The organism is Enterococcus sp. 3G1_DIV0629, assembly GCF_002141285.1.
Classification (GTDB): domain Bacteria; phylum Bacillota; class Bacilli; order Lactobacillales; family Enterococcaceae; genus Enterococcus_B; species Enterococcus_B lactis.
The window spans coordinates 1,182,585-1,205,822 of record NZ_NGLI01000001.1 but is presented as its reverse complement, the minus strand read 5'-3'; the positions used below and the strand labels follow the sequence as shown (position 1 = coordinate 1,205,822).

The following is a 23,238-nucleotide window of genomic DNA, read 5'->3' as shown; positions in this document are numbered from 1 at the left end:
AAAATGATAAAAACGGGCAAAAGATTAATTTTCTCGAAAAAATGAAAACATTTTACTATATTTCATGAAAAAAGTCTGCTATAATTAGCAGTCGAGTAAAATTTGCCCTGTCATAAAGAACCAATAAAAAAGGAGTTAGTTACATTGAATTATAGAAACGATATCCGTAACGTCGCAATTATTGCCCACGTTGACCACGGAAAAACAACATTAGTTGATGAACTATTAAAACAATCAGATACATTAGACGCACATACGCAATTGCAAGAACGTGCGATGGACTCAAATGCGCTAGAAAAAGAACGTGGTATCACGATTTTAGCCAAAAACACAGCTGTAGACTATAAAGGAATCCGCGTAAACATCATGGATACTCCAGGACACGCGGACTTCGGTGGCGAAGTAGAACGGATCATGAAAATGGTTGACGGCGTTGTGTTGGTCGTAGATGCGTATGAAGGAACAATGCCTCAAACACGTTTTGTATTGAAAAAAGCATTGGAACAACATATCACACCAATCGTTGTCGTAAACAAGATTGACAAACCTTCTGCTCGTCCTGAGCATGTCGTAGATGAAGTTCTTGAACTATTCATCGAATTGGGAGCAGATGATGATCAGTTAGACTTTCCTGTGATTTATGCGTCTGCACTGAATGGTACGTCAAGCTTATCAGATGACCCAGCAGATCAAGAACCAACAATGGCACCTATTTTTGACACGATCATTGAAAAAATTCCTGCTCCTGTCGATAATAGCGACGAACCATTACAATTCCAAGTTTCATTACTTGACTACAACGATTATGTAGGTCGTATCGGAATCGGACGTGTATTTAGAGGAACAATCAAAGTAGGCGACCAAGTAGCGTTAATTAAATTAGACGGAACAGTTAAGAAATTCCGTGTAACGAAATTATTTGGTTTCTTTGGACTAAAACGTCTAGAGATTCAAGAAGCAAAAGCTGGAGACTTGATTGCTGTCTCAGGTATGGAAGACATCTTTGTCGGTGAAACAGTTACTCCTGTGGATCATCAAGATGCGTTACCTATCCTTCACATTGACGAACCAACATTGCAAATGACTTTCTTAGTTAATAATTCACCATTTGCCGGTCGAGAAGGTAAATTCGTAACTGCTCGTAAAATTGAAGAACGTTTGATGGCAGAACTTCAAACAGATGTATCTTTACGAGTTGAACCAACAAACTCTCCAGATGCATGGACAGTTTCTGGTCGTGGAGAATTGCATTTGTCTATCTTGATTGAAAACATGCGCCGTGAGGGATATGAATTGCAAGTATCTCGTCCAGAAGTTATTGAAAAAGAAATCGACGGTGTAAAATGCGAACCGTTTGAACGCGTGCAAATCGATACACCAGAAGAATACATGGGTAGTGTCATCGAATCCTTGAGCTTACGTAAAGGTGAAATGCAAGATATGGTCCATACAGGAAACGGACAAATCCGTTTGACATTCTTGACACCTGCTCGCGGTTTGATCGGTTATTCAACTGAATTCCTTTCAATGACACGCGGTTACGGAATCATGAACCATACTTTTGATCAATATTTGCCAATGCTTCCTGGTCAAATCGGTGGACGTCACCAAGGTGCGCTGGTTTCGATCGATACAGGAAAAGCAACGACCTATTCTATCATGAGTATCGAAGAACGCGGTACAGTCTTCGTAGAACCAGGTACGGAAGTATATGAAGGAATGATTATCGGAGAAAACAGCCGTGATAATGATTTGACTGTCAACATCACAAAAGCAAAACAAATGACAAACGTACGGTCTGCTACTAAAGACCAAACATCTGTCATCAAAAAACCAAAACAATTGACGTTGGAAGAATCTTTGGAATTCTTGAATGATGATGAATATTGCGAAGTAACACCAGAAAGCATTCGCTTGAGAAAACAAATTTTAGAGAAAAATGCTCGTGAAAAAGCATCTAAAAAGAAAAAATAATCTGTAAAAGGATGAAGAGAGAAACCAGCTTGTTATAAAAAATAGCTGGTTTCTTTTTTTGTCCAACTCATTTCTGTGGAGAAGTCATCTTTGTCAATGGACATAAATTCAGAAAATACGCCAAAAGACATTTAAAAGACTTTTAAAGAACTTAATTATAGTCTGAATTTGTTTCATATTGTACGTATGTTTCACGAGAGGGCCAACTTGTTCTTCGGTGAAAACCGAAGTAAAATGGCAAGGGAAAGGAGCGGGAAGATGAACGACTTATTAAAACAATACTTTGGTTATGATGAGTTTAGACCTGGTCAAAAAGAAATTATCCAGAAAGTCATTGATCAGGAAAATGTATTAGGGATCATGCCTACCGGAAGTGGGAAATCAATCTGTTACCAGCTTCCATCTTTACTATTAGATGGGCTTACTGTGGTTGTATCCCCTTTGATCTCTCTGATGAAGGATCAGGTGGATGCAGCGAATCAATTAGGTATACCCGCCACTTTTATCAATAGCTCGTTAGATGGTTACGAAACAGCTAGGCGCTTCCAAGAAATCGATAGACAGCAGTATCGTTTACTTTATATTGCTCCAGAACGTTTTATCATGCCGGATTTCATTCAAGCGATGAATCGATGGAATGTCTGTATGATTGCCATTGACGAGGCGCATTGTATCTCTCAGTGGGGGCATGATTTCCGTCCAAGTTATTTACAAATGGCGAACCAGCTAGATCAACTGGCAAATCGACCTGTCATTGTTGCTCTGACGGCTACAGCAACTATACAAGTAGCCGCTGACATAAAAAGACTTTTAAAAATCCCTGACGGCAATCACATCCAGACTGGTTTTGAACGGGAAAATCTCCGCTTTCAAGTAGTGAAAGACCAAAAAAAAGAACAGTATCTAGTCGAGTATTTGAAAATCAACAAAAATCAATCTGGCATTATTTATGCAGCGACGAGAAAAGAAGTAGACCGAATCTATCATTTGCTTAAAAAATTTGGATTTTCTATAGGCAGATATCATGGTGGTCTAAATGAGAATGAACGAACGGCAATGCAAGAGGCCTTTTTATACGATCGCTTACAGCTAATCGTAGCGACCAATGCATTCGGCATGGGCATAAATAAAAGCAATGTCCGTTTTGTTATCCATTATCAAATTCCTGGCTCTCTAGAAGCATACTATCAGGAAGCTGGTCGTGCGGGAAGAGATGGTCTTTCCAGTGAAGCCATCCTGCTTTTCTCTCCTCAAGATATTCAGGTCCAAAAGTTTTTTATCCAGCAGTCTCAAAGAGAAGAGGGGCAAAAGCAAAAAGAATATGAAAAATTAAAAGCGATGACAGAATACGCGTATATAGAATCCTGTCTTCAGCAATACATCCTAAACTATTTTGGCGAGACAAGCAGTCCGTGCAATCGTTGTGGTAACTGTTTAGATGACAGAGAAATAGTAGAAGTAACGACACAAGCACAGATGGTCCTTTCTTGTTTGAAACGTATGGGGGAGAATTATGGCAAGCAGATGCTAATGAAAGTCTTAGCAGGATCGAAAGAACAAAAGCTGCGAGCCTTAGGGTTTGAACGTTTATCTACCTATGGACTGATGAAAAAACAATCGCAAAAAGAAACGATGCAATTGATTGAATATTTGATATCGAATGGCTATCTTCTGACCGTTAATGGAGAATATCCCATCTTGAAAGTAACAGAAAGAGGGATCCAAGTATTAAAAGGACAAGAAGCTGTTTATCGAAAGGAACCCAAGAAAGTCCAGCAGCTGTCGGATGAAGAGACCGATACACTATTTGAAGTGTTGCGGGAACTTCGAACGGATCTAGCATCAGAAGCAGGCGTTCCCCCGTATGTTGTATTTTCAGATTCCACCTTGAAAGAAATGAGCCGAATACGTCCATCAAGCAGACTGGAGATGCTTCAGATAAAGGGAGTTGGTCAAAGCAAGCTTGATAAATACGGAGAAGCCTTTTTATCTCGGATAAAAAATATGGATCCTAACGTTCTGGATAAGTAAGAAGGACCATTACGTAAAAACGAATAAAAACAACTGGTTAAATCTGTTTTTTTGCTCCCTATGAAAATCAAATATGTTATAATTAAGGAATTAGAACGGGAGGTAAGCACAGATGGATTCTTTGTCGAAAAAACTTGCGATCCAAGTATTAAATGATGAAGCAGAACGGATCAAACGATTAATCCGAAACCAAAATAACAGTCTCTGTATCTCGCAATGCAAAGCCTTCGAAGAAGTGGTAGATACACAGATGTACGGTTTCTCCCAGCAAGTCGGGTTTGCTGTTCGTATAGGAGTAATCGAAAAAAACGAGGGACAGCTGATGTTAAGTGAGCTGGAACGAGAATTGAATCAGTTATACAGTGAGGTTTACCAAGAAAATTATGATAAAAAAGAAGTTGGCAAGGAGGAATAGACTTGCCTAAGAAAGTAAAAAAAAGGCATCTATTAGACTATAGTATCTTGATTCCCTATTTGATTTTATGTGTTTTGGGGTTGATCATGGTATATAGTTCTACGTCGTATCTATTATTAGAAAACGGACAAAATCCGTCCGCATCAGTCATTAACCAAAGTATTTTTTGGGTGCTCAGCTTGATTGCTATCGCACTACTCTACAAAATGAAAACAGATGTTTTGAAAAACCAGCGTTTGATTATGGCAGCCATCGCAGTTTTGACGATTTTGCTGCTAGTCGTTGTGTTTTTCGGTAAGGAGATCAATGGAGCAAAAGGATGGCTTCAAATTGCAGGATTTTCGATCCAACCTGCCGAATACCTAAAAATCATTTCTATCTGGTATCTGTCTCTGACTTTATCTAAAAGACAAAACAGTGTACAAAAAGATTTCCTAGGGACTGTAAAACGTCCACTTGCAATGGTTATCGGACTGACTGCTTTGGTCGCTATCCTTCCCGATTTTGGGAATGCGGCAGTTATCTTTTTGATTATTTTGGTTCTGCTTTTAGCCAGCGGAGTCAATTATGTGTATACTTTGATTGTAGGAGTAGGTGGTTTTTGTTTAAGTACTTTTACGATTTGGCTAATCAATATTACAAACGGAAAAATCTTGCCTGGGCGTTTACAGTATATCTATAATCGCTTTGCTATTTACCAAAATCCTTTCTCGGATGAATTAAATAAAGGCCATCAATTAGTTAATGGCTACTATGCCATGTTCAATGGCGGGTTATTTGGCAGAGGATTAGGTAACAGTATTCAGAAAAAGGGATTTTTACAAGAAGCACAAACCGATTTTATCTATGCAATCGTAGTGGAAGAGCTCGGAGTGATTATGGGGATTTTGATATTAGCGTTGCTATTCTTTATGATCGTGCGCATTATTCTTGTAGGGATTCGTTCAAGAGATCCGTTCAATTCGCTTTTGTGCATTGGGATCGGCGCAATGTTTTTGATCCAAGTGTTTGTCAATCTGGGAGGAATCACTGGTGTCATTCCTTTGACAGGGATCACGTTCCCATTCTTAAGTCAAGGAGGATCCAGTTTGCTGATGCTTTCGATCTGTGTCGGCTTTGTCCTCAATATTAGTGCGGATGAAAAACGCAAGAGCTTAGGTTTATAATAAAAAAAGATGTAGGAGTGGTTCGATGAAAAAAGTTTTAGTTGCTAACAGGGGTGAAATCGCTGTACGTGTATTTCGTGCTTGTACAGAATTAGGAATTAAAACTGTTGGAATCTATGCAGAAGAAGATGAATATTCCGTACACCGTTTTAAAGCGGATGAAGCATATTTAGTAGGACAAGGGAAAAAACCGATTGATGCGTATCTAGATATTGAAGGGATCATTTCTATCGCGAAAGAATGCGGAGCTGATGCCATTCATCCTGGTTATGGTCTTTTATCGGAAAACTTGAATTTTGCGCAACGGTGCGAGGAAGAGGGCATCACTTTTGTTGGACCCAAACTGCATCATTTAGATATTTTTGGAGATAAAATCAAAGCAAAAGCTGCAGCCATCGAAGCAGGAATTGCTTCGATTCCAGGCACAGATGGTCCCATCGCTTCTGTAGACGATGCATTGGAATTTGCTGAACGATTCGGTTATCCGATTATGATCAAGGCAGCTCTAGGCGGCGGAGGTCGCGGAATGCGTGTGGCTCATGATGAAAAGAGTGCAAGAGAAGGTTACGAACGTGCAAAAAGCGAAGCAAAAGCTGCCTTTGGTAGCGATGAAGTGTATGTTGAAAAATACATCGCCAATCCTAAGCATATCGAAGTACAGATTCTTGGTGACACACATGGAAACGTCATCCATCTTTTCGAAAGAGACTGTTCTGTTCAGCGTCGCCACCAAAAAGTAGTAGAAGTAGCGCCTTGTGTCTCTATGAACGAACAGCAACGTCAAAAAATTTGTCAGGCAGCTGTCCAATTGATGAAACATGTTGGGTATGTCAATGCGGGTACGGTAGAATTTCTTGTTGAAGGAGATGATTTTTACTTTATCGAAGTCAATCCTCGCGTCCAAGTGGAACATACGATCACAGAAATGATTACAGATATTGATATCGTGACAACGCAACTATTGATTGCCCAAGGGTTAGATTTGCATAAAGAAATCGGATTGCCTCAGCAAGAAGGAATCAAATTGAATGGGTCAGCTATTCAATGCCGAATCACTACGGAAGACCCGTTGAATAACTTTTTACCAGACACAGGAAAAATCGATACGTATCGTTCACCTGGCGGTTTTGGCGTACGTCTGGATGTAGGGAATGCTTACGCTGGCTATGTGGTGACGCCGTATTTTGATTCATTGTTAGTAAAAGTATGTACGCATGGTGCTACTTTTGAAACAGCCATTCAGAAAATGGAACGTTGCTTGAAAGAATTCAGGATCCGTGGAGTAAAAACAAATATTCCATTTATGCTAAATGTCATCACACATCCTGAATTCCAATCAGGAAATGCAAAAACAACTTTTATCGATAGTACAGCAACATTATTTGAATTTCCTCGACTACGAGACCGCGGAAATAAAACGATGAAATATATCGGTGAAATTACTGTGAATGGTTTTCCAGGTATCGAAAGTGGCGAAAAACCATTTTATGAAGAACCACGTATGCCTAAAGATCTAATCACAAGAACTGATTACGTAACGGCTAAGAACGTATTAGATGCGAAGGGTGCCGATGCTTTGGTCGAATGGATCAAAGGACAGGAAAATTTATTGTTGACGGATACGACATTTAGAGACGCTCATCAAAGTTTGCTAGCAACTCGTGTTCGGACAAAGGATTTCAAGCAGATTGCACGCTTAACGGGAGAAGGTCTTCCTGAACTCTTTTCAAGTGAGATGTGGGGGGGAGCGACATTTGATGTGGCTTACCGCTTTTTGAATGAAGATCCTTGGCAACGATTGAGAAAAATCCGTTCTTTAATGCCTAATACCTTGCTGCAAATGCTTTTCAGAGGTTCAAATGCCGTTGGGTATTCTAATTATCCTGACAATGTATTGGTGGAATTTGTCAAAGAAGCAGCAGCACAAGGGATTGATGTTTTCCGAATTTTTGATAGTTTGAACTGGACTCCTCAAATGGAAAAAAGTATCCAAGCTGTACGGGATACTGGTAAAATCGCAGAGGCAGCTATCTGCTATACTGGCGATATCAACGATCCAAGCCGAGCAAAATACAATGTTCAGTATTATAAAGACATGGCAAAAGAACTAGAGCAACTGGGTGCGCATATCATTGCAATCAAGGATATGGCTGGATTACTTAAACCGCAAGCAGCTTATCGTTTGATTAGTGAATTGAAAGAAACGACGGATCTGCCAATCCATCTGCATACTCATGATACTAGTGGAAACGGGATTATCACTTATTCCGCTGCTTCAAAAGCAGGAGTAGACATCGTTGACGTAGCAATGAGTGCAATGAGTGGGAACACGAGTCAGCCTAGCATGAGCAGCTTGTATTATGCGCTGGTCAATGGCCCACGGCTGCCAGAAATCACAATTGAAAATGCACAGAAATTGAACCATTATTGGGAAGATGTGCGTATGTATTACAAACCATTTGAAAATGGCTTGAATGCTCCTGAAACAGAAGTATATATGCATGAGATGCCGGGAGGACAGTATTCAAATCTGCAACAGCAGGCAAAAGCTGTCGGACTAGGCCATCGCTGGGATGAAATCAAACAAATGTACCATACTGTCAATTTGATGTTTGGCGATATCGTGAAAGTAACTCCATCATCTAAAGTCGTAGGAGATATGGCGCTATTCATGGTCCAAAATGATCTCACAGAAGAAGACATCTATGAAAAAGGCGAAACATTAAGTTTCCCTGAATCTGTAGTAACTTTCTTCCAAGGAGAACTAGGACAACCAGTCGGCGGATTTCCTGAAAAACTGCAAAAGATCATTCTTAAGGGCAGACCCGCGTTGAGTGAACGTCCAGGTCTGTTGGCGAAATCAGTCGATTTCAACGAAGTGAAAAAAGAATTGGCAGAAAAAATCGGCTATGAACCAAAACAAGACGAAGTATTAAGTTATTTGATGTATCCGCAAGTCTTTTTGGACTATCAAAAAGCGTATAATCAATTTGGCGATGTTACATTACTGGATACACCAACATTCTTCCAAGGGATACGTTTAGGTGAAACGATCAATGTACAAATCGAACGTGGAAAAACGCTGATCATCCGTTTAGATGAAATCGGAGAACCCGATATCGAAGGAAATCGCGTACTGTTCTTCAATTTGAATGGGCAAAGACGTGAAATCACTATCAAAGATAATTCAATCATCAGTGCGGTCCAAACTCGATTGAAAGCTGAACCAACAAACCGAGAACAAATCGGAGCAACGATGTCTGGTTCTGTGCTTGATGTATTAGTGAAAAAAGGGGATAACGTCAAAAAAGGCGATACGTTGATGATTACTGAAGCAATGAAAATGGAAACAGCCATCGAAGCACGTTTTGACGGAGAAGTCGCACATGTATATGTATCTTCAGGCGACACGATTTCATCTGGCGACCTTTTGATTGAAGTGACTGAAAAATAATAAGTGAAAGGTGGGGAAACATGAAAAGACTGGGTTTGTTTTGGCTGATTCTGCTATTAGTTATTGCGGCATTCTATATGGAACCAGTCTTGTTCCCGCCAAAACTTGAAGTGAAGGAAAACTCTGATCAACAAATCTCAAATCAAATGACAACGTGGAAATACCAGGAGCTTAAAGCAACTGGTTTTTCTACTTATATTGGAAAACCGATCGAACAGCTAGAAAAAGATTTTGGACAATCCTATGATCGATTAACTAGTGGGTTTGGTTTTGAAACAAGATATTATGAAAACAAAGCCAGTCATCTCACGTTTGAAGTGAATGTCCAAGATAGCATGGTCGCAACTGTTAAAGTACTGCAAACAGGACCTGCTGATATCACGCCGTTTTATTTAGGGATGACGATGCAGGACCTAACAAAGCTCACGACTATCTATACTAATTTCACTTTTGAGTATCATGACACAGAAGTTGGAATCGAACTGATGGAAGAGGATATGAATTATCGTCCACTGATTGCTTTTGATAATGACACTTTTGCTATTTTGTTTTTTGATCAAACAACTAACGGTCTGTTTTCAGTTGTATATTTAGATAAAGATAGTCTTTTGAAACTTTTACCGTATCAAGTGTTTGGTGAAGGTCTCCCACATTATGAAGCAGATAAATCGGCTGACTGGGAATCGATCAATCGCGGCAAAGAACGAAAAAGTACGACTTTACTAAACATGCTTAGAAGAGAAGACGAACTTCCTATATACAACCAAACACTTGCCTTTCAAAACCACAGTCGGCTGCTGCTACATGATTTCTTGACAAAGCCTGAAGAAATCTTGTCAGACGAACGCATGGCTGATTGGCAAAAATCGCTAGGCAGTGGACAAACGACAACGAAATTCTCCTTGACGAATGATGAATTGGAGAAGTTAATCAGTAAACAGAAATTAGAAAATACTAGTGGACTGTTTATTCATCCAGCAATCGACGCTACTTTTTCGTTTTTATATTGGTACAGCGATCCATATAATCATGACCGCTTTATGGATCCGGGAACGGATTCATTAGGCATTGCTTTTTCTAAAGAAAATATGTTAGTCTTATTGCAAGAAGAAAACGGAGAAAGTAGTGATAGCAGTGATCGTTAACGAAGAGCTGTTTCAACTGGAGGATCAATGCCTCCGAGTCGCTGAAATGATAAAAAAGAGTAAAACGATGGCTTCTTATTTCAAACATAAACAATCAATGAAAGAATCTGCAGAAGTCTGCCAATTAAAAGAAGCGTTCCTGTCGCAGAAAAAGGCGTTTGAAAATGTAGCGGCATACGGTGAATATGCACCTGATTACCGTGAAAAAAAACGTGCTCTTCGAAAAGCAAAAAGACAGCTTGATCTGAATGAGCATGTCGCAGCTTTTAGGTATAGTGAAACACAGTTACAAAGTCTGTTGGATCAAATTGTCCAAGCGCTTGCCGAAGAAGTTTCTAATGAAATCAAGGTAGATGCAGGTAGTCCGTTCTTTGAAACGAAAAAACACTTTGGATGCGGAGGGAATTGTCATGCAAGTTGACAATAGTGAATTTGAAATAATAAAACGACGCGGGCTGATCGTATGGGTCTACAGCTTAAAACAATTAAAGAATCTAAAAAAGTTCGGCTTGTTGCATTATGTCTCAAGAAGAATGAAATATGTCGTTCTTTACTTGAATGAAGAGACATTTGAAGAGACAGAAGAACGAATCCGTAAATTACATTTTGTTCGAAACGTAGAACGTTCTTACCGACCAGATATCGAAATGAATTTTGCTGATAAGATAGGTAATAAAACGGTATTAAAAGAAGAAGGTTTCGAAATCGAAGAGCTGAATACAGAAATCCGATTAGCTGAACATCTTTAAAAATCTCTTATGAGCAGTTTTTTAATAGAAAAATAACTTGGACAACTATCAAAAATTGATCATTGTCCAAGTATTTTTTTGTCTTTTTTTTGGTATACTAGTACCAGTACCATTTCTAAGGAGTGAGTAGATGCGGATAATATCAGGAAATTATGGCGGACGCCGCTTAAAAAGTTTAGCAGGGGCGAACACCAGACCAACTACAGATAAAGTAAAAGAATCCATATTCAATATGATTGGACCATATTTTGATGGAGAGACAGTATTGGATCTGTTTGCAGGAAGCGGCGGTCTAGCTATCGAAGCCGTATCCAGAGGCTGTAGTCATGCAGTATGCGTAGACAAAAATTACCAAGCGCTAAAAATCATCAAAGAAAACATCGAGATTACGAAAGAACCAGAGAAGTTTACCACAATAAAACTTGATGCGGACAAAGCAATCGAACGGCTAGCAGCAGAGAAACAACAATTCGATTACTTGTTTCTTGATCCGCCGTATGCAAAACAAAAAATCATTGATCAAATCCATAAAATGGAAGAACTGGGACTTTTTTCTAAAACCGCAGTTATCGTATGCGAAACGGATAAAACAGTCGAATTGCCAGAATCTGTGGCTGGATTTCATCAAATAAGAAAACAAATTTATGGCATAACAGCTGTGACTATCTATAGAAAAGAGGGAAAACGATGAAACGTGCATTATTCCCAGGAAGTTTTGATCCTTTTACAAAAGGACACTTAGATACAGTGGAGCGTGCGGCTAAATTATTCGATGAGGTGGTAATTGGTGTTTTTATCAATACTTCAAAGAAAAGTTTGTTTCCTCCAGAAGAAAGAATGACATTGATCGCAAAAGCTGTGGCACATCTTCCTAATGTAAAAGTCATACATCAGGAAAATCAATTGACAGTGGAAACGGCAAAAGAAATCGGCGCGGATGCCTTGGTCAGAGGAATACGGAGTATCAAAGACTTCGAATATGAACGAGAAATCGCTCAGATGAACCATCATCTAAACGAGGAATTGGAAACGGTGTTCTTATTGGCAAAACCAGAATATAGCCATGTCAGTTCCAGTATTTTAAAAGAAGTACTGCACTTTGGTGGAGACGTGAGCAGTTATTTACCGCCAGTTATCAACGAAGCTTTAGCTGGAAAGCGTGAATCAAATGAAAGCTAAACAATGGTTGAAAACAGTACTGATTATCATATTTGGAATGTTGATCATCGGATTTGTAGTAGTTCCTCTGCCATATTATGTGGAATCACCAGGAGCAACGATTGATCTGAAAGAATTAATTACAGTCAATGACAAAGAAGACAAAGGTTCTGGCTCTTTCTCCCTTACATCCGTCGGTATCAGGCAAGCTACCGGATTTTTGGCGCTAAAGGCTAAAGTAGCTCCTTTTGAAGAATTGATCAGTAAAGAAGAATTGACTGGTGGGGCAACAAATGAAGAATATAATCAAATGCAACAATATTATATGGATTCTTCCCAAAACGCAGCAATCGAACAAGCGTTGAAACTTGCAGGCAAGCCTTATAAAATGGAATTCAAAGGCGTATATGTCATGAGCGTAGAGAAAACATCGAACTTCTTTGGCAAGCTTTCAGTAGGAGATACAGTAACAAAAGTAGACGGCAAAAGCTTTCAAAGTACAGAAGCATTTATGGATTATGTAAAAAGTCAAAAAGTTGGACAAACAATTGAAATCAGTTATTTGCATAATGGTGAAGAAAAAACAGCATCTGGTGATCTGATCGAGTTGCCAACAGATAAAAAGGCAGGAATAGGCATCACACTTACTGATCATACAGAGATCGAATCAGATACAGACGTTCGCATTAATTCTGGCTCTATTGGTGGGCCGTCAGCGGGATTGATGTTCACTTTAGAGATCTATGAACAAGTCACTGGTAAAAATTTGCGACATGGTAAGCAAATTGCCGGAACTGGAACGATCAACAGCGAAGGAGAAGTCGGCCGAATCGGAGGAATCGATAAAAAAGTAGCAAGCGCGGATAAAGCCGGTGTAGATATTTTCTTTGCACCAGATGATACGATCTCAGACGATGTTAAGAAAGAATATCCTGAAATAAAAACCAACTATGAAGAAGCAAAAGCCGCTGCCAAAAAATTGAATTCCTCCATGAAAATCGTACCAGTAAAAACAGTACAAGATGCGCTTGACTATCTAGAGAAAATGAAATGAACCAACTAAAAAAATTGTGAAAAAGCTGCTCTGTATCAAGTAATAAGAATAGCTACGCAAAAACAGCTTCTCCTCTTTTGTTTGGATTTATTTACCGCAGATGCAAGCTTTTGAGCTAATTGAATACTATTTATTTTGAATAAGGGATTGTGACATATTTTCTGTCACAATCCTTTTTTTCGTCAAAATATCTTTCTGCTAAAAAAAAAAGAAAAAATTGACGTAATTAGATGTTGAAGGGACGATTTTGCCAGAGCACACTGTTTCTTCGATTTCAAATGAAAGGAGTAATGAATGATTTTTACTGATCATTCTCTGTAAAAAGGAATAATGATAGAAAAAATCAGCAAGAAAATACTCACCTCCCCTAGGTTGATTATTTGTATGTCTACGGTAGTTCTTATCTTTTGTATAGCCAGTGGTTTTTTATTGTCAAATCTGTTATTTCATAGAGAACCAGAAGAAATCGCTGCAAAAGAAATGCTTTCTCCATTTAGTTCCAGTGAAGAAAATCAATTGCCTGAAGGAAACACTGTAGAAGAGGACGTTCGTCCAAAGGTTATGTACACCGATATCAAAGGAAGTGTGAAGGAGCCTGGTATCTATTCGTTTTCTTCAGAAGAACGGGTCTATGATGTACTAAAGCGCGCAGGAGGATTATTAGAAGAAGCGGATAGCGATCGAATCAACTTTTCTGCGAAGATAGAAGATCAGCAAGTCCTATATATCCCTGCTGTAGGTGAAGAGCTGCCAGAACATCTTGATCAGTTGGTATCCCCCGAAGGAAAACAATCTACAGCAGATTCCGAGCCTTCAAAAATAAATATCAATACAGCCAGTCCCTCAGAACTCCAGCAGATTCCTGGGATCGGATCAGTCAAGGCGCAAGAAATCATTCGATTTAGAGAAGAAAACGGATCATTCCAGAAAGTGGAAGACTTGCAGGAGATCTCTGGTATCGGTGAAAAGACAGTTGAAAAACTAAAAAACTTCGTTACAATTAAATAGAATGATTCAGAATCAACTGAAAAGAGCAATAAAATGGAGGCTAATGGATGACGGACTTCATTTCGGCAGTGAAGGATATGTTCTTTTGTCAGACATGATGATTCGGTATATTTAAAGAATAGTTTGTTTAAGCAATGGAGTGCTTTTTTGACCAACTTGAAAAAACGGAGGAATGTAAACCATGTTAGAAAAATCTTCAAAACCATGCGATACGAACAAAGAAAAAATTACTGATAAGACTCAAAACAAACGCATTCCCTGGGACCAGTACTTTATGGCTCAGGCAGTATTGTTATCTTTACGCAGTACGTGTACACGTTTAGAAGTAGGAGCGACACTCGTGAGGGAAAAACGAATCATTGCTGGTGGCTATAATGGAGCAGTCAGTGGAGATGTCCACTGCATAGATGAAGGCTGCTATGTTGTAGATGGACACTGTTTGCGAACGATCCATGCAGAGATGAACGCGCTGCTACAGTGCGCGAAACTCGGTATCCCGACGGAAGGTTCGGAAATCTATGTCACACATTTTCCATGTTTAGCTTGTACAAAAGCTTTGCTGCAAGCTGGTGTTAAAGGGATCAATTATCTCCATGACTATCGAAATGATCCGTATGCTCAAGCGTTGATTGAACAATTAGGCGTATCTGTACACCAAGTTGCTTTAGACTCGCAGCATTTTTCAAAACTTCAAAATGAATTAACAGGAAAACATGTCTAGCGTTTTAGAAAGGCATGTTCGAAATCGGTTGATTTTTCCGGCAGTTACGTCGATGATTATTTGTTTGTTGTATGATACGGACAATTGGATTTATCGTTTGTTTCTTGCCGGAATTTTTTTGTGGTTTTCGCTAAAAGAAGGACGTTTTATCGCGTACTTCTGTATTGTGGGTAGCATAATGGTATCCGTTTCTTATAAGCTACAAGAATATTCATTTTTAGAGGAAAAAGAAACATCTGCGCAAGTGACTTTATCTACAGATACGATTCGTGCAAATGGCAGTTTTTTGACAATGGAAGGAAGGTTGTCAGAGAGTAAACAGAAGATACAGCTTTCTTATCAAGTAAACACCGAAGCAGAGTTGAAAACTTGGCTTGGGTTCCGAGGGAAGGGGATAGAATTGACAGCTGAAGGCGAGTTTATTTCTCCCGAAAAAAAGCGAAATCCTTATACTTTTGACCAAGAAGCTTACTTCAGGAACCATAGAATCTCTGGTCGATTCCAAATTCAAAGGGTCGAAAAAATTACCATACAAAATCATTGGCGAAATTGGCTCCAGAGAAAAAGAGGCGCTCTTATTTCTTTTGTCCAATCTGAATTTCCGCAAAAAACAAGTATATATATCAATTCTTTATTATGGGGTTATAAAGATTCAGGATTCAGAGAATCAGAAGAAATTTTTAGGGCGAGTGGTTTGCTACATCTATTCAGCCTATCGGGATTACACATCCAATTTTATTTAGGGTGGCTGTATTATTTGTTTCGACGTATCGGATGGCCACTGCACGTCAGCATCATTCCGTTGAGTCTACTAACTATCTGTTATGTTTCTCTTGCAGGCAGTTCTATTTCTGTCTTGCGTGCTAGTCTGTTGTTTTTATTGCGGTTGCTAGTCAAATTATTGAATAAACGTTACTCCTCTATGGACTTATTTGCAGTTGTCTTTTGGCTTCTTTTGCTATTTGATCCTCGATTTCTTTTTCATGCGGGCGGGCAACTTAGTTTTTTCATGAGTTTTTTGTTTATCCTGATTTCTTTTGATGGAGATTGGATGAAAAAAACGGCTTCTCATGTCCTATTTACCATGATCACGATGCCATTGATTGTATGGCATTTTTATGAGTGGCCTCTTTTAGGCAGTCTTTTTACATTACTGATTGCACCGATATTCAAGTTTCTTTTTCTTCCTAGTGCGTTCTTTCTCACGCTTTTCAATCGCTGGTTGCCGAGAACCTTGCTTTTGCTGATAGAAGAGGGACTGATCTTGTTTGAACGAATAATCGATTTGTTTTCAGGATCGCCTCTTGTTATAGGGCGTCTACCTCTTGTGCTATCAGGGGTATATATTTTCGGATTGCTGATTTGTATGGATAGATTGAACGAGCAGCCGATGAAACTCTTGTTTTATGTTGGTCTGTTTTCTTTGATGCTATTGACTTTGACATTTTTACGTTTTTCTTCAACGATCGCTTTTATCGATGTTGGCCAAGGAGACAGTATCTTTTTGCAAAGTCCTTTTCGAAAGGAAACGATTTTGATTGATACGGGTGGTAAGTTGCGCTTTGAAAGGGAAAAGTGGGCGCAAGGTATCGTACGACCTCCTGCTGAAAGGAATATCGTTCCATATCTAAAAGGACAGGGAATAAGTGTGATCGATAAACTCATCTTGACACACGACGATACGGATCATGTGGGAGAATTGTCCACATTATCTCAGCATTTCACCATCAAAAAAATTTATATTGGCTGGGGTGCTGGACGAAATGAGCCGTTGCGAAGGCATTTAACAGAAGCTCAAAAAAATGGCACTAAAATCATTGAAGTCAAACATGGCGACAGGATCAAAGGCTATTATGATCTTTATGTATTGACCCCTTTTGAAAAGGGAGAAGGAAGAAATGAAGATTCGGTTGGTTTATGGCTGGACTATAATAATCAGCGTTTTTTGTTTTTAGGCGATTTGAATCAAGCGATGGAAGAACAGCTGCTTTCTATTTATCCTAATTTGAAAGCCGACGTAGTCAAATTAGGTCACCATGGTAGCCGCACATCAAGTAATACGGATTTTCTTTCCCGTATTGAAGCGAAACATGGAATTATATCCTGCGGAGTAAATAATCGTTATGGTCACCCTCACAGCGAAGTATTGGAGGCACTAGAAGAAAATCAGATAAGAACATGGCGAACCGATCAGCAAGGAATGATCACCTATCGCTGGCATCCAGTTTTTCATCCTCATGGTCTAGTGGAAATAATGATAGACTAGTAATTCTCATCTTCTCATGGTAGGATAATTTTGAAAGTGGTGAGTAATTTGAGTATACAAGCAGAGTTACAAAAAATACGTAAAGAAAAACTTGCATCTTGTTACTTGATCTTAGGAACAGAAAAGTTTCTCCAAGATCAAGTTCGGGCAGAAATAGTTAAAAAAATCAAATTAGAGGGCGAAGATGATTTAAATTTTTTAAGTTTTGACATGGAAAATGCAAGTTTAGAGGAGGTAGTGGCTGAAGCAGAGACATTGCCGTTTTTCGGAGATCAACGATTAGTATTTGTGGAGAACCCATATTTTTTAACAGGTGAGAAAGTAAACAATGGGATCGAACAAAATACTGATTTACTGACAGCTTATTTGAAAGAACCACTAGAATCGACTGTATTAGTATTTTTTGCACCATATGAAAAGTTGGATGAACGGAAAAAAGTAACGAAACAATTGAAAAAAACAGCAACCATCATCAACGTCCAACAGTTGAATGAAAAAGAAGTACGTCAATATCTGATGAATACCTTAGAGAACTCTTCCATCAAAATGGAACGAAACGCCATTGATTTATTCTTGCGGTTGACCGACTTAGATTTATCCAAAATGATGAGAGAGTTACAGAAATTAATTCTTTATGGACAAAATCAACAGCAGATCACTGTTCGAGAAGTAGAACAATTAGTTCCTAAAACATTGGAACATAATATTTTTGACATGACCCAATATATTTTAAAAGGGAAGACAGAACAAGCCTTGCGTTTATATGAAGATTTAGTCATGCAAGGGGAGGAAACAATTAAAATCAATGCGATTTTACTTTCTCAATTACGTTTGTTTTTACAGACAAAATTTCTTGTAAAGATTGGCTATCAGCAGGCCAATATTGCAGAAACATTAAAAATCCATCCCTACCGTGTAAAACTTGCCATGCAAGAAGTAAGGAAATTCGATGAACAGTTGCTGGTACAGTTATTTGATCAATTAGTCGAAATGGATTATCAAATCAAAACGGGACAAATCGAAAAAGAATTAAGTTTTCAACTTTTCGTTTTGCGCACAGGGCAGTTGTTGAGAAATAGATAGGAAGAAAGAAGAAGACAAAAGCATGCGGGAATACCGATTGCTTTTGTCTTTTTTTGACAAATAAAAAAACCGGCCGAAGCCGATTCTTTTACTTAGCGATTTTTTTGCTTAAACGAGATTTGTCGCGGTTAGCTTTGTTTTTGTGGATTAGACCTTTTGATTCAGCCATATCAATAGCTTTAACAGCTTCTTTATATAACGCATCTACGTTGTCAGCACCTGAAGCTACAGCATCTTCAAATTTTTTGATTGCAGTACGCATAGCGCTTGTTTGAGATGAATTTTTCACATTAGCGTTTTCGCTTGTACGAACACGTTTGATTGCAGATTCAATGTTTGGCATTAGTTTCACCTCCGATAACTTAAGTTCTTACGCGTGTGACCGCATAATTCAACATTCATTATTATACCTAAAGGCAGCGCGCTTTGCAATATGAACATGACAAGTTTTTTTCCTTAACAGTCTTTTATTTAAACTTTTTTATCAGTAAAAACAGATAAATCAAGCTGAAAAAATCAAAAAGACGCTATTGTGGGAGGCAATAGCGTCAAACCAAACTAGATTTTTATTTATCTATTTAAACAAAGATTGAATGGGAATGTTTGGTACTAAGTCATTATATAACAAAGAGAACCGTTTGCAAAGTTTTTTTTGAAAAGGGATACGATTCCCTGTTGTTCTTTGTTTTTCTATTAAGAAACTGCAGTTATTTTATAACCAGTCACCTTTGATCGGTAAAGGTTATTCTGGTGTACCGATTATTTTAATGTATTCATCAATATTTTTTATCAACATTTTTTTAATGACTAACTGATTCCGACGGTTCCATTTGCCACTTACTTCCAGTACATATTTATTTAGTGGCAAACGTAAGATGTACTTTGCCAAATAGCGATCTTTAAGCAGGCCATTGATCACACGGTCCTCAAGCTGCAAGTTGATTCCAGTCAGCATCATTGGCTGTTCTTGTAAAACATACGTATCAATTAAAAGACCTTCAAAAGTTTCCACAAGCGTCTTCCTTTCTTTCCAAAGTAACCTGAGAACAGGTACTATTTCTTCCATTTTGATATTCGTTAAAGTGGATGCAATCATTCCTTCTTTTGTCCACTGTAATCTAGTATAACAAAAAAGAGGAGAAGAGCCAAAAAGAAAAAAGAGCATCGATTTCAATAGGAAATCTCATTCGCTCGGTCATTGTTTAAAAAAGCTCCTGCATCGCAGGAGCTTCCCCTATATCATTCTAATAGGTCAATCAAAAAGCAGTATCTAACACATTTTGTATCAAATCAGGAAATAAAAGATAAGCTAAGCCCAGAATCAAAAGTACCGCTAAAAGAAACCAGCCAATTGTTCCTATGAAATACTTCAATTTTTCGAACATTGTATCACCTCGTTGTCAGTATATCACGGATCAGTAAATTGGGGGTGTTAAGAATCTCCTAAAAATAGGCAAAATTTGATCTATTTCCCTAAAGCAAATACTTGTAAGATACAGTAAGTAATGCCAGAAGCAATGACTGGTCCGGCGGCGATTCCTCTTAAGAAAACAACACCTAAAATCGTGCCAAACACAAGCGCAACAGTGATTTGCGGATCAGAAGCAATCAATCCTACGCCCTTGGAAGATAAGACAGCCACTAGCCCACCGCAAAAAACAGCTACCCAGCCGATAGGGGATTTAAAGGCTTCTAATAAATCACGTAGACCGATTTCTCCTGTTGCGATAGGGATCAGAATAGCTGCAGTGATGATCGTCACACCAATATTGATTCCTTTGCCTTGAAGCCAAGGGAAAAAGGAACGGGAGGCTGGTACGAGCTTCATAATCAGCACAAAAGCTGCCGCTATCATTAGACTTTGATTCTTAGCTAAAATTGCTACAAGTAAAATAATTCCTAAAAAAAGCCAACTTTCCATAAAATATATTCCTCACTTTCTTCGAAACAATCATAACATCTTTTTGGAAAGTTGCAAAAGCAGGAATTTATCCTTCGAAATCTATTCATACGCTGATTTTTTCATAAAATAAACAAAATCATAAAAAACTTCACTTATTTGGCAGAAGACAGCCGTGCTTGGTATAGTGGACAAGACTTACATTTTTTTGAAGAATCAGAAAGAGCAGGTAAAGGTCTTAGTAAGCGCAAGCCATTCAGAATAACCAATATCGTGCTTCCTTCGTGTCCTACTACTCCAAGAGGTAGATTTAAAAATTGCAAGAAGTTAGAAGCAATCAACAAGAGAATAACAAGAATCGAAAAAATGATATTTTGTTTGATGATCCGCCGCATTTTTAAAGATAGCCGATGACTGTAGACGAATTTATCTAAGTCATTTTTCATTAAGACGATGTCTGCGATATCCATTGCGGCGTCTGTTCCTTGTCCCATAGCGATACCTAATGAAGCAGCTGCTAAAGCGGGCGCATCATTGACTCCATCACCAACCATCGCATTTACTTGGTAAAGTTTATTTTCTTTTTTGACTAGTTGTGTTTTTTCTTCCGGAGTACAGCTTGCATAGTAATGTTCGATCCCTACTTGTTCAGCAATAGCCTTTGCTGTGCCAGAATGGTCGCCAGTTATCATACTTGTATGGATGTTTTGGGATTTAAAGTAGGAAATCACCTGTTGGGCATTTGCTTTTGGAATATCCAACAGACCTAAAACAGCGATTAACTGCTGATCTTTAGAAAGATAGATTACAGTTTTTCCTTGATTTTCTAAACGTTCGATCATTTCCTCAATCTCTTTGCTGATTATCATCGTCTCAGGATCATATGCGTGTTTGCCAACTTTCCATTGCGCCCCTAAATAGGTAGTTTGTAATCCAAAACCAGTAATTTCTTCTATTGATAGGCATTGGATTGCTTCGGGTATTGTGCAATCGAAATATTGTAAAATCGCATGAGCAAGAGGGTGTGTCGTTTTTTGTTCCATAGCAACAAGAAGTTGTTGTGCCAAATCCTTCTCAGCAAAGAAAAAGCTGTCAGTCACAACTGGTTTTCCTTTAGTGAGTGTTCCAGTTTTATCAAAGGCAATCGCTTTTAATTCAGATAGCTTCTCTAAATGGATCCCGCCTTTGATTAGAATCCCATTTTTTGCAGAATTTGAAAGAGCAGCTAGAGAAGCAGGAGTAGCAGATGCGACAAGCGCACAAGGAGAAGCCACGACTAATAGTACCATTCCTCGATAAAAGCTTTCATCCCAACTCCAACCTAAGAAAAAGTGGGGGAGAAGGATCATTAGAGGCACAGCAAGCAAAATCAATTTTACATAATTGTTTTCGATCCGTTCGATAAATGAAGCTGTTTGAGTTGGCGTATTCTGCGCTTCTTCCACTAACTGGATAATCTTAGCAAAGACAGTTTCGGCACTCGTTTTTGTTACTCGAATCGTAATGGGATTTCCTTGATTCAGCGTTCCTGCAAACATCTCATCTCCTAAATATTTTTCTACAGGTACAGATTCACCGCTTAATGCAGACTCATCGATCGTTGCCTGTGTGCTTTCTAAACAACCATCGATCGGAACAGCCGCTCCTTTAGCGACGAACACCAAGTCATCCACCTTTAATTGCGAAACATCTACTTCTTGCATTTGTCCGTTTTCTTTTAGTAACTGAGCTTTTTGTGGCTGAAGATTCATCAAAGCGGTAATTTCTTTTTGACTTTTATTGGTTGTGTATTCCTCTAATGCACCGCTTAAACAAAAGATGAATGTCAACATTGCTCCCTCAAAGTAATTACCAATCAAACAGGCACCGATAGCGGCTAAAGCCATCAATAAATCCACATTCAGTGTTCGGTCATTCCACAATTCTTTCAAGCCTTCCGATGTTTGTTTGTATCCACCGATGATAATAGCGCTGATATAAAAAAGCGGGGTGATGGTGAGAGAGAATCGGTCGAAAATAAAACCGGCAATCATAAATAAAAGACAGCCAATTGTTGCTGCAAAAGCTTTTTTCTGATTAGTCATCGTTATCAGTCCTCCTTGTCAAAACAAGGATAGCATAATAAAAATGTAATTGATAATAAAAACAGCTAAATGAGAACGATAATGGTTATCATTTGACTATGGAGCTCAATACGGTTTTTATTATTTATAATAATTATCATTAAATAGAATAAAAAACCAGAACATTTCTCATACAAGAGAAGTGTTCTGGTTTTTCTTACATTGCGATAAACCAATAACCAATTAAAATGATACCAAGGATAATACGATACCAGCCAAAAGCGGTAAAGTCGTTTTTCTTCAAATAACTTAATAAGAATTTAATAGCTAAGACAGAAACCACAAAAGAGACGAATGTTCCTACAAGAAGAACAACAGTTTCTTCCATTTTGAATGAATTCCCTTCAGCTAAATATTTGACGATCTTCAAGCCGCTTGCGCCAAACATGACAGGAATCCCTAAGAAAAATGAGAATTCTGTAGCGACAAAACGCGAAGCACCAATCAAGATAGCTCCTAGGATCGTTGCACCAGAACGGGATGTTCCGGGAACAAGTGCCAAGACTTGGAATAACCCAACAAGAAGAGCTGCTTGGTACGTAAAGTCATTCAGCGAAGTCCAACGAGGTGTTTTGTTTTTGTTGCGTTTTTCGACAATAATAAAGGCAATACCGTAAACGATCAAAACAATGGCAACGGGTAAGAACTTGTGGAAATTTGCTTCTAACCAATCATCCAAAGGCAAACCAATGATGATGGCTGGTATACAAGCAACGATCACTTTAAACCAAAGTGTCCAAGTATCTTTTTTTTCTATCGTTGATTTACTTGGAGAAAAGGGGTTTAATTTGTGAAAATAAAGAACGACGACAGCTAAGATCGCCCCTAATTGGATAACGACATTGAACATCGACATAAATTGTGAACTGGCATCCAGTTTGATGAATTCATCTGCTAGGATCAGATGACCAGTACTACTGATGGGCAGCCATTCCGTTATTCCTTCAATAATACCGAGAATCACTGCTTTAATAATATTTGCAAAAAACAT

The 23,238-nt window shown here is 38.6% G+C and carries 21 protein-coding genes; 15 read left to right on the top strand and 6 right to left on the bottom strand.

From position 1 onward, the window contains the following. Nucleotides 1–144: 144 nt before the first annotated feature. The 15 genes from typA (at nucleotide 145) to holA (ending at nucleotide 18,224) form a co-directional block, all read left to right on the top strand. Nucleotides 145–1,974 carry a translational GTPase TypA gene (typA, locus tag A5816_RS06125; RefSeq protein ID WP_002288735.1) on the top strand — a complete coding sequence of 610 codons (1,830 nt, stop codon included), beginning with the start codon at nucleotides 145–147 and terminating at the stop codon, nucleotides 1,972–1,974. A gap of 258 nt (nucleotides 1,975–2,232) precedes the next feature. Next, nucleotides 2,233–4,005, top strand: coding sequence for a DNA helicase RecQ (recQ, locus tag A5816_RS06120; RefSeq protein WP_086310951.1), 1,773 nt, complete (start codon nucleotides 2,233–2,235; stop codon nucleotides 4,003–4,005). Between the two features lie 112 nt (nucleotides 4,006–4,117). Continuing rightward, nucleotides 4,118–4,420 carry a YlaN family protein gene (locus A5816_RS06115; protein WP_002292202.1) on the top strand — a complete coding sequence of 101 codons (303 nt, stop codon included), beginning with the start codon at nucleotides 4,118–4,120 and terminating at the stop codon, nucleotides 4,418–4,420. A 2-nt stretch (nucleotides 4,421–4,422) separates the two neighbouring features. After that, nucleotides 4,423–5,586: an FtsW/RodA/SpoVE family cell cycle protein gene (locus tag A5816_RS06110; protein ID WP_025478495.1), complete on the top strand. Its 1,164-nt coding sequence runs from the start codon at nucleotides 4,423–4,425 to the stop codon at nucleotides 5,584–5,586. A 25-nt stretch (nucleotides 5,587–5,611) separates the two neighbouring features. After that, nucleotides 5,612–9,040, top strand: coding sequence for a pyruvate carboxylase (locus tag A5816_RS06105; protein WP_086310950.1), 3,429 nt, complete (start codon nucleotides 5,612–5,614; stop codon nucleotides 9,038–9,040). A 20-nt stretch (nucleotides 9,041–9,060) separates the two neighbouring features. Continuing rightward, the gene (locus A5816_RS06100) at nucleotides 9,061–10,185 is read left to right on the top strand and encodes a CAP-associated domain-containing protein (protein WP_002374460.1); all 1,125 of its coding nucleotides are present in this window, start codon (nucleotides 9,061–9,063) and stop codon (nucleotides 10,183–10,185) included. Beyond that, on the top strand, nucleotides 10,166–10,606 hold the full coding sequence (locus A5816_RS06095; protein ID WP_025478496.1) for a YlbF family regulator: 441 nt from the start codon (nucleotides 10,166–10,168) through the stop codon (nucleotides 10,604–10,606). Before A5816_RS06100 ends, A5816_RS06095 begins: the two co-directional genes overlap by 20 nt. Further along, nucleotides 10,596–10,934: a YlbG family protein gene (locus tag A5816_RS06090; RefSeq protein WP_002292197.1), complete on the top strand. Its 339-nt coding sequence runs from the start codon at nucleotides 10,596–10,598 to the stop codon at nucleotides 10,932–10,934. The genes A5816_RS06095 and A5816_RS06090 overlap by 11 nt, the downstream gene beginning before the upstream one ends. A 130-nt stretch (nucleotides 10,935–11,064) precedes the next feature. Continuing rightward, nucleotides 11,065–11,625: a 16S rRNA (guanine(966)-N(2))-methyltransferase RsmD gene (gene rsmD, locus A5816_RS06085; protein ID WP_086310949.1), complete on the top strand. Its 561-nt coding sequence runs from the start codon at nucleotides 11,065–11,067 to the stop codon at nucleotides 11,623–11,625. Next, nucleotides 11,622–12,113 carry a pantetheine-phosphate adenylyltransferase gene (coaD, locus tag A5816_RS06080; RefSeq protein ID WP_002374472.1) on the top strand — a complete coding sequence of 164 codons (492 nt, stop codon included), beginning with the start codon at nucleotides 11,622–11,624 and terminating at the stop codon, nucleotides 12,111–12,113. Before rsmD ends, coaD begins: the two co-directional genes overlap by 4 nt. Further along, complete coding sequence (locus A5816_RS06075; protein WP_086310948.1) at nucleotides 12,103–13,146, top strand: SepM family pheromone-processing serine protease; 1,044 nt, start codon at nucleotides 12,103–12,105, stop codon at nucleotides 13,144–13,146. Before coaD ends, A5816_RS06075 begins: the two co-directional genes overlap by 11 nt. A gap of 330 nt (nucleotides 13,147–13,476) precedes the next feature. Further along, entirely contained in the window at nucleotides 13,477–14,154 is a 678-nt protein-coding gene (locus tag A5816_RS06070) for a helix-hairpin-helix domain-containing protein (RefSeq protein WP_086310947.1), read from the top strand. Nucleotides 14,155–14,335: 181 nt separating this feature from the next. Continuing rightward, nucleotides 14,336–14,875, top strand: coding sequence for a ComE operon protein 2 (locus A5816_RS06065; RefSeq protein WP_002292191.1), 540 nt, complete (start codon nucleotides 14,336–14,338; stop codon nucleotides 14,873–14,875). Next, nucleotides 14,868–17,141 (top strand): DNA internalization-related competence protein ComEC/Rec2, encoded by a 2,274-nt coding sequence (locus A5816_RS06060; RefSeq protein ID WP_086310946.1) that lies wholly within the window; start codon nucleotides 14,868–14,870, stop codon nucleotides 17,139–17,141. The genes A5816_RS06065 and A5816_RS06060 overlap by 8 nt, the downstream gene beginning before the upstream one ends. Before the next feature lie 36 nt (nucleotides 17,142–17,177). Then, a complete protein-coding gene (gene holA / locus A5816_RS06055) occupies nucleotides 17,178–18,224 on the top strand; it encodes a DNA polymerase III subunit delta (RefSeq protein WP_002335668.1) in 1,047 nt (348 codons plus the stop codon). Between the two features lie 88 nt (nucleotides 18,225–18,312). Here the strand turns inward: holA and rpsT are convergent, their stop codons facing one another. The 6 genes from rpsT to A5816_RS06030 all read right to left on the bottom strand — a co-directional run bounded on the left by rpsT (nucleotide 18,313) and on the right by A5816_RS06030 (nucleotide 23,238). Next, nucleotides 18,313–18,567, bottom strand: a complete 255-nt coding sequence (gene rpsT / locus A5816_RS06050; RefSeq protein WP_002292188.1) for a 30S ribosomal protein S20 — start codon at nucleotides 18,565–18,567, stop codon at nucleotides 18,313–18,315. Nucleotides 18,568–18,966: 399 nt separating this feature from the next. Continuing rightward, the gene (locus tag A5816_RS06045; protein ID WP_002289125.1) at nucleotides 18,967–19,236 is read right to left on the bottom strand and encodes a hypothetical protein; all 270 of its coding nucleotides are present in this window, start codon (nucleotides 19,234–19,236) and stop codon (nucleotides 18,967–18,969) included. Nucleotides 19,237–19,480: 244 nt separating this feature from the next. Next, a complete protein-coding gene (locus A5816_RS16540) occupies nucleotides 19,481–19,609 on the bottom strand; it encodes a hypothetical protein (protein ID WP_002292186.1) in 129 nt (42 codons plus the stop codon). An 80-nt stretch (nucleotides 19,610–19,689) separates the two neighbouring features. Further along, entirely contained in the window at nucleotides 19,690–20,145 is a 456-nt protein-coding gene (locus A5816_RS06040) for a DUF441 domain-containing protein (RefSeq protein WP_002315133.1), read from the bottom strand. A gap of 134 nt (nucleotides 20,146–20,279) precedes the next feature. Further along, a complete protein-coding gene (locus A5816_RS06035; RefSeq protein ID WP_086310945.1) occupies nucleotides 20,280–22,208 on the bottom strand; it encodes a heavy metal translocating P-type ATPase in 1,929 nt (642 codons plus the stop codon). Nucleotides 22,209–22,404: 196 nt separating this feature from the next. Then, nucleotides 22,405–23,238 carry an undecaprenyl-diphosphate phosphatase gene (locus tag A5816_RS06030; protein ID WP_002309434.1) on the bottom strand — a complete coding sequence of 278 codons (834 nt, stop codon included), beginning with the start codon at nucleotides 23,236–23,238 and terminating at the stop codon, nucleotides 22,405–22,407.

Excerpts from the sequence above, each read along its gene's own strand:
- recQ (WP_086310951.1), top strand. The coding sequence starts at position 2,233 with ATGAACGACTTATTAAAACAATACTTTGGTTATGATGAGTTTAGACCT.
- A5816_RS06115 (WP_002292202.1), top strand. The coding sequence starts at position 4,118 with ATGGATTCTTTGTCGAAAAAACTTGCGATCCAAGTATTAAATGATGAA.
- A5816_RS06105 (WP_086310950.1), top strand. The coding sequence starts at position 5,612 with ATGAAAAAAGTTTTAGTTGCTAACAGGGGTGAAATCGCTGTACGTGTA.
- A5816_RS06100 (WP_002374460.1), top strand. The coding sequence starts at position 9,061 with ATGAAAAGACTGGGTTTGTTTTGGCTGATTCTGCTATTAGTTATTGCG.
- A5816_RS06090 (WP_002292197.1), top strand. The coding sequence starts at position 10,596 with ATGCAAGTTGACAATAGTGAATTTGAAATAATAAAACGACGCGGGCTG.
- rsmD (WP_086310949.1), top strand. The coding sequence starts at position 11,065 with ATGCGGATAATATCAGGAAATTATGGCGGACGCCGCTTAAAAAGTTTA.
- coaD (WP_002374472.1), top strand. The coding sequence starts at position 11,622 with ATGAAACGTGCATTATTCCCAGGAAGTTTTGATCCTTTTACAAAAGGA.
- A5816_RS06075 (WP_086310948.1), top strand. The coding sequence starts at position 12,103 with ATGAAAGCTAAACAATGGTTGAAAACAGTACTGATTATCATATTTGGA.
- A5816_RS06070 (WP_086310947.1), top strand. The coding sequence starts at position 13,477 with ATGATAGAAAAAATCAGCAAGAAAATACTCACCTCCCCTAGGTTGATT.
- A5816_RS06065 (WP_002292191.1), top strand. The coding sequence starts at position 14,336 with ATGTTAGAAAAATCTTCAAAACCATGCGATACGAACAAAGAAAAAATT.
- A5816_RS06060 (WP_086310946.1), top strand. The coding sequence starts at position 14,868 with ATGTCTAGCGTTTTAGAAAGGCATGTTCGAAATCGGTTGATTTTTCCG.
- rpsT (WP_002292188.1), bottom strand. The coding sequence starts at position 18,567 with ATGCCAAACATTGAATCTGCAATCAAACGTGTTCGTACAAGCGAAAAC.
- A5816_RS16540 (WP_002292186.1), bottom strand. The coding sequence starts at position 19,609 with ATGTTCGAAAAATTGAAGTATTTCATAGGAACAATTGGCTGGTTTCTT.
- A5816_RS06040 (WP_002315133.1), bottom strand. The coding sequence starts at position 20,145 with ATGGAAAGTTGGCTTTTTTTAGGAATTATTTTACTTGTAGCAATTTTA.
- A5816_RS06035 (WP_086310945.1), bottom strand. The coding sequence starts at position 22,208 with ATGACTAATCAGAAAAAAGCTTTTGCAGCAACAATTGGCTGTCTTTTA.
- A5816_RS06030 (WP_002309434.1), bottom strand. The coding sequence starts at position 23,238 with ATGTTTTTTGCAAATATTATTAAAGCAGTGATTCTCGGTATTATTGAA.